The organism is Candidatus Providencia siddallii, assembly GCF_964026685.1.
GTDB classification, from domain to species: domain Bacteria; phylum Pseudomonadota; class Gammaproteobacteria; order Enterobacterales; family Enterobacteriaceae; genus Providencia_A; species Providencia_A siddallii_A.
In genome coordinates, this window is sequence record NZ_OZ034688.1 from 748,278 (window position 1) to 755,758 (window position 7,481).

Annotated in this window: 4 protein-coding genes and 1 tRNA gene; 2 read left to right on the forward strand and 3 right to left on the reverse strand. The window is 17.9% G+C overall.

Annotated features, from left to right (window positions below):
- Positions 1–31: 31 nt before the first annotated feature.
- Positions 32–673 (reverse strand): IbrB-like domain-containing protein, encoded by a 642-nt coding sequence (locus AAGD61_RS03250; RefSeq protein ID WP_341765001.1) that lies wholly within the window; start codon positions 671–673, stop codon positions 32–34.
- 517 nt (positions 674–1,190) lie between these two features.
- On the opposite strand from AAGD61_RS03250, the gene plsB reads away from it, so the two are divergent.
- Entirely contained in the window at positions 1,191–3,623 is a 2,433-nt protein-coding gene (gene plsB / locus AAGD61_RS03255; protein WP_341765002.1) for a glycerol-3-phosphate 1-O-acyltransferase PlsB, read from the forward strand.
- Between the two features lie 77 nt (positions 3,624–3,700).
- On the opposite strand, the gene pgi is transcribed toward plsB, so the two are convergent.
- Positions 3,701–5,353: a glucose-6-phosphate isomerase gene (pgi, locus tag AAGD61_RS03260; RefSeq protein WP_341765003.1), complete on the reverse strand. Its 1,653-nt coding sequence runs from the start codon at positions 5,351–5,353 to the stop codon at positions 3,701–3,703.
- Positions 5,354–5,594: 241 nt separating this feature from the next.
- Here pgi and lysC point away from each other — a divergent pair, with 241 nt between their 5' ends.
- The gene (gene lysC / locus AAGD61_RS03265) at positions 5,595–6,977 is read left to right on the forward strand and encodes a lysine-sensitive aspartokinase 3 (protein ID WP_341765004.1); all 1,383 of its coding nucleotides are present in this window, start codon (positions 5,595–5,597) and stop codon (positions 6,975–6,977) included.
- Between the two features lie 189 nt (positions 6,978–7,166).
- Here the strand turns inward: lysC and AAGD61_RS03270 are convergent.
- Positions 7,167–7,239: transfer RNA gene (locus AAGD61_RS03270), tRNA-Ala, on the reverse strand.
- Between the last annotated feature and the right edge of the window lie 242 nt (positions 7,240–7,481).

Genomic DNA, 7,481 nt, shown 5'->3' on the forward strand with positions numbered 1-7,481 from the left:
TTAATTTTTTTGATTTTTTTCAAAAAAATATTTATTTTATCGTTCAAGCATCTGAAAATTCTCTATCTGAAAATAATTCAGTTAAACCGCTAATTTGTTTTAATCTTAATACTTCATCTTTAGACATTCCTAATTCTTTACTTATCTTATAATCATTCCAACCTAATCGTGATAAATCTCTAACAATATCAGACATAGCAGATATCTTATGTTGCCCGCGAGCACGATTATGACGAATAGTTGCTGCCATTTGATTTGATATATCATCAATTTTTTTATTAAGTAATGTTACTGGAATATAATTATTAAGACGTTTTTTTAATATATTTTTTTTACTTAATAAATAACGATGATAACCATCAACAACTTGCCAAGTCAACTGATCCTTTTTATTTGGTAACATCGGCAATACTACAATTGGCTGAGTATAACCATCTTTTATAAGTGAAGTTTCTAATAATTTTTTTTCTGTTGGAGACATAACATTAGGATTATAATCATTTGCTAAAACTTGATTTCTTTTTACCCAAATAACATAATCAATAGGTTCGTTTTTAAATGGACTAATATTATGTAAATGCAATTTTATATTATTTAATACTAAAATTTTTTCTTCTTCGTCTAATTTAATTATTTTTTTTTCTAATAAAGAAAATTCTTTTGTAATATCCATATATTCTAAAATATATATTTAAAATTAAAATTAAAAAAATTATTTACTAATTTTATATTATATTATTCAAATTTATTATAATATTTTATTAATTCAATATAAAATTAATTATTTAAAACAACTCTGATCATTATAAAAAAATCAAAAATATTTTATAATATTTATTTTAAAATATTAAAAAAATATTTTTTAATATAAATATTACAGATAATTTATTATTTTTTATTAAAAATAAGAAAAAAATTTTAATAAAATATCTATATAATTAAAATATTTAAAATATACTTTAAAATAAACAAAACTTTTTACTAATAAAACATTTATTAAATAGCAATAATAATATTATTTAATTTTTATTAAAATTTTCAAAAATAAAAATAAAATGTTATTTTATAAAATTATTAATAAATTTAATATATTATTTTATATAAACATATACTACAATATATATTGTAAAATATATATTAAAAATTAAATTTATATACCTATAAATAATACAAAAACATAGGATCGTTGTATGTTTATTTTTCAAAAATTATATTTTAATATTTTAAATTTATTAATAAAAATATTAATAAAAGTAAAAAATATTCCATTAAACCCAATTAAAACTTTTCGTATTGATGTTAATAAACCAATATTATATATACTACCATATTATTCTAAATTTAATCTATTTATTTTACAACATCAATGTAAAATTATAGGACTGCAAGATCCATTTCATAATAATACAATAAATAAAATAAAATTACCTGCACATATTTTTATATATAAAAATATATTTAATAAAAATTTATTTTTAAAACCAAATAAAAACTCAATTAATATATTTAATAAATATTTAAAATTGTATAAAAAAAATTTAAATATAGATATTCAAATATTATATATTTTTACAACTTTTGGACGATCATATAAAAAAGAAAAAAAACATATTACTATAATACCGTTAAATTTTTTAAAAAAATTAAAAAAATTATTTACAATTTTATGGTTAGGACGTGATTGTTTTATAATTTTTTCACCTATCTTTTCTATTAAAAAATTAATTAAACGCCATGATATAAATACAACAATTATAAATAAATTAATAAGATTTTCTAAAATCTATTATTTACGTCAACAACAATCAATAATAGGTCCAAAACTTTTAAATAAAAAAAAATTATTTAATAAAATATTATTTTCTAATGTTATAAAAAAATCAATTATAGATGAATCTATTAATAAAAAAATTTCAATAAAAAAAGCAAAAAAAAATGCAATTAATATTTTAAAAGAAATTTCAAGCGATTTTTCTTATGAAATAATACGATTAACTAATAAAATTTTAAAATTATTTTTTAAAATTATTTATAAAAAAATTAATGTTAATAATATTGAAAATATCAGACAATTAACACAAAATGGTTATAAAATTATTTACGTACCATCTCACCGTAGTCATATGGATTATTTATTAATTTCTTATGTTCTTTATAATGAAGGATTATCTATACCTCATATTGCTGCAGGTATTAATTTAAATTTTTGGCCAATAGGTAATATATTTCGTAAATTAGGAGCTTTTTTTATTAGAAGAACTTTTCAAGCAAATAAACTTTATTCTAATATTTTTCGTGAATATTTAAGTGAACTTTTTATACAAGGATATTCCATAGAATATTTTATTGAAGGAAGCAGATCTAGAACAGGACGATTATTAAAACCAAAAACTGGAATTTTATCTATAACTTTACAAACAATGTTACAAAAAAAATTATCACAAATTATTTTTATTCCAATTTATATTAGTTATGAACAAATTATTGAAATAGATAATTACACAAAAGAATTAAATGGGAAAAAAAAACAAAAAGAAAATATATTATCAATAATTAATAGTTTTAATAAATTAAAACGTTTAGGAGAATGTTATATTAATTTTAGTGAACCAATTTTTTTATCACAATTTTTAAATAAATATATAACTAATCAAAATTATCTTTTTAATAAATTAGAAAAAAATCGACCGCCATGGTTAAACCACGCAACTAATTTGCTTGCAACAAATATAATGATTAATATTAATAAAACGACTACAATTAATTCTATAAATCTTATTTCTAACATAATATTATCTACTTTATATGAGCAAATAATAATTAACGAACAATTAATAATAGAACAAATTAAATGTTATTTAAAATTATTTAATAATGTTCCTTATACACAAAATACAATAATAATATATAAAACTGCTGATGAAATATTAAAGCAAATTTTTAAAAAAAATATCTTTAAACAAAAAAATGATATAAATAAAAAAATTAAATTTTTTTTACAAAATAAAATTCCGATGATGATTTATCATCGAAATAATATAAATCATTTATTAATTTTACCATCTTTAATTGCGAACATTATTTTATATAAAAAAAATATAAGTTATAAAAACATTTTTTTAAAAATAAAGATAATTTATCCATTTCTAAAAGCTGAATTATTTTTACATTATAATAATAAAACATTATATAAAGCAATAAATGATCTAATTAATGAATTAAAAAACCAAAAAATTATTTTTTTTAACAAAAAAAAACAAATTACTATAAATTTATATAAAATTAATATATTAAAGATATTAGCAAATAATGCATGTGAAATATTACAACACTATTCAATAACACTATTTTTATTATATAAAAATCCAAAAATAAACCAAAATGATTTAAAAAAAAATAGTATAAAATTATCACAACATATATCAATTTTACACGGAATTTATACACAAAGTTTTTTTGATAAAACTATATTTTTTATTTTTATAAATACATTACGTGAAAAAAAATACATAAATAATAAAAAAGATATTTTTCTAATTAAAATACATAAACTATATTTATTATTGTCACATTTAATTCCTAATAAAATAAAATTAACTATAGAAAGTTCTAATAATTTTTAAAAAAAATATTTATTATTAATATATTAATAATAAATATTAATAATTTTATTAAATTAATAAAAATATTTTAAATAAAATTATAATAAACTCCAATTTTTATAACAATTTATTAAATTATTCGTAGATACATCATGACTATTTATTAATTTATTATTTTTTAATTCATTAGTAATTTTATTTGCTAATTGTTTTCCTAATTCAACACTCCATTGATCAAAAGTAAAAATATTTAAAATAACACCTTGAGTAAAAATCTTATGTTCATACATAGCTATTAAAGCACCTAATGAATAAGGAGTAATTTTTTTTATTAAAATACTATTAGTTGGTCGATTACCTTTTAAAATTTTATGAGGTATAATATATTTCATATTTTTTATTTTTTTACCTTTTAAAATTAATTCTTTATTAATTACTTTACGAGTTTTACCAAAAGCTAATGCCTCTGTTTGAGCAAAAAAATTTGATAATAATTTTATATGGTGATCATTAAGTGGGTTATGTGTTTTTACAGAAATAATAAAATCACATGGAATTATTTTTGTACCTTGATGAATTAATTGATAAAAAGCATGTTGAGCATTTATTCCAGTTCCTCCCCAAATAATAGAACCTGTTTGATAAGAAACATAATTATTATTTCGATCAATATATTTACCATTAGATTCCATACTAGTTTGTTGTATATAAGAAACAAATAAATGCATATATTGATCATATGGTAAAATAGCTTCAGTTTCATATTTAAAAAAATTATTATACCAAATACTAATTAAAGCTAATAATACAGGAATATTTTTTTCTAATGGAGTTTGTATAAAATGCTTATCCATTTCATTAGCTCCATGTAAAAGTTGAAAAAAATTATCAAATCCAATTGATAACATAATAGATAAACCTATTGCTGACCATAATGAATATCTTCCACTTACCCAATCCCAAATTTTAAATATATTATCTTTATCAATCCCAAATTTTATTACTTGTTCATAATTTGATGATATTGCTATAAAATGATTTTTTATATATTTTTTATTCTTTACTTTTGATAATAACCAATCAAGAGCAGATTTTGCGTTGGTCATTGTCTCTTGTGTAGTAAATGTCTTAGATGCAATCAAAAATAATGTAGTTTCAGGATTAAGTTTTTTTAATGTTTTATTAAGTTCTGCAGCGTCAATATTAGAAATAAAATTAATATTTAAATGATTTTTATAAGAATATAATGCTTCAGTAACCATAAACGAACCGGTATTTGAACCTCCAATACCAATATTAACAATATCAGTAATAGATTTACCAGTATATCCTTTTCATTTTCCATTGATAACACAATCACAAAAATCTTTCATTTTTTTTAAAACTTTATTTACATCCAACATAATATTATAACTATCAATATAAATTGGTGTATTATCAAGATTTCTTAAAGCTATATGAAGAGCAGCTCTATCTTCTGTACGATTAATTTTTTTACCACTAAACATACTATTAATTGCATTTTTTAATTCTGTTTCTTTTGCTAAATTTAATAATTTATTTATTGTTTTTTTATTAATTATATTTTTAGAAAAATCAACTAAAATTTGATTTTTAAAGATTAATGAAAATTTATTAAATCGATTTTTATCTTTCTTAAATAAATCTTTCATATGAATTTTTTTCATATATTTAAAATGTTGTTTTAAGTCATACCATGCTTCTGTTTTTCTTGGATTAATGTTTTTCATAAAAATTATCTCCAAAGACTATATATTAATATAATTATATTATTTATATAATTTTTAAAAAAAAAAAAATAAATACTTTTATATTACAAATCTCAAACTATTTTTTTGTAATTAAATTAAATATATATTTTAATAGTTTAATAGTATTAAATAATAATATAACTTTTTAAAAAATTTATTTTTTTAAGTTAATATATAATTTTAAACTTTAAATTCATATATAACTAAGAGATTTTATATTATGAATAAAAAAATTTTTTCATTAAATAATAATCAATTTATAATAGCTAAAATAGGAGGTACAAGTGTAGCAAATTTTGAAGCAATGAATAATTGTGCAAATATTATTTACAATAATAAAAACATACGAATAGTAATTGTTTCTGCTTCTGCAGGAATTACTAACTTATTAATAAAACTTTCTGAAGGATGTAAAAAAAACAAACGAATTCAATTATTACAAAAGATTACGAATATTCAATATAATATAATTAATAAATTAAAAATTACTAATTTAATTAATAAAAAAATTAATTTACTTTTAAAGAATATAATTAATTTATCTGAACAAGCAACATTAAAAACATCTAATGAATTAACCGATGAAATCGTATGTTATGGTGAATTAATGTCAACTTTACTATTCGTAGAAATTCTTAAACAACGTAATATTAGTTCACAATGGTTTGATATTCGTAATATTATGAAAACTGATGAAAATTTTGGACAAGCAAAACCTAAAATTACATATTTAAAACAATTAGCAAAACAACAATTATTTCCAATTCTAAAAAAATCATTAATTATTACACAAGGTTTTATAGGGCAAGATCAAAAAGGACGTACAACGACATTAGGAAGAGGAGGAAGTGATTATACTGCTACTCTTCTTGCTGAAGCATTAAAATTATCATATGTATATATTCTAACTGATGTACCTGGTATTTTCACAAGCGATCCAAATATTGTTCCAAATGCAAAACGTATTGATAATATTAATTTTAATGAAGCTGCAGAAATGGCAACTTTTGGTGCAAAAATACTTCATCCATTGACTTTATTACCTGTTATTAGAGCTAATATATCTATATTTATTGGTTCTAGTAAAAATCCAGAATTAGGTGGTACAATTATTGATTCTAACACAAAAAATTTTCCAAAAATTATATCATTAGTTATTCGTCGAAAACAAATTTTATTAATATTAAAAAATATAAAAAATATAAAAAAACATATTTTTTTAATAAAAATTTTTACAATACTATCAAATCATAATATTCCAATAGATTTTGTAACGATAATAGAATCTAATATAATCATAATCATTAATACTGTTACTTATATTAATAAAAATAATTTAATTAATACATTATTATTAAGAGAACTTTCATTTTTATGTAATGTTAAAATTGAAAAAAATTTATCATTAATTACAATTATAGGAAAAAATTTATCTAAAGTTAATAAAATAAGAAAAAAAATTATTAATTCTTTAAAATTATTTAAAATTCGTATGATTAATTATGGAATTGATTATAATAATATTTATTTAATAATAAATGAAAATGATGCCGATAATATATTAAGGATATTACATAATAATTTGTTTGAAAAAATCAAATAAAAAGCATAAGGCGAATTAAATTCGCCTTATGCTTTTTATTAAATACATTATAGAAAACTTTTATAGTTAAATTAATAAAAAACTTTATAACTAATACATTTATATATTAAAAAGATAAATATTTAATAATCATTATTTTCTAAATATATTGCTTATATTTTTTATTATTAAAATTTAATTTGTAAATTTTGGAGCTAAGCGGGGTCGAACCGCTGACCTTCTGCGTGCAAAGCAGACGCTCTCCCAACTGAGCTATAGCCCCTTTTATAACTTTTATTAAGTATACATTAAATAATCTAAAATGTAAATAGTTTTATATATAATTTAAAATTATTTACATTTTTTAAAATTAAAAACAAAATATCTAACAATATTAATATAATAAGTATTAATTAATAACTAATATATTAATTGTGAATAACTTATGTAAAACATTTGTATTAATTAGTGATTATTTATTGTATAAAATTTATTTTTGTACAAAAAAAAAAAATATTACTTATT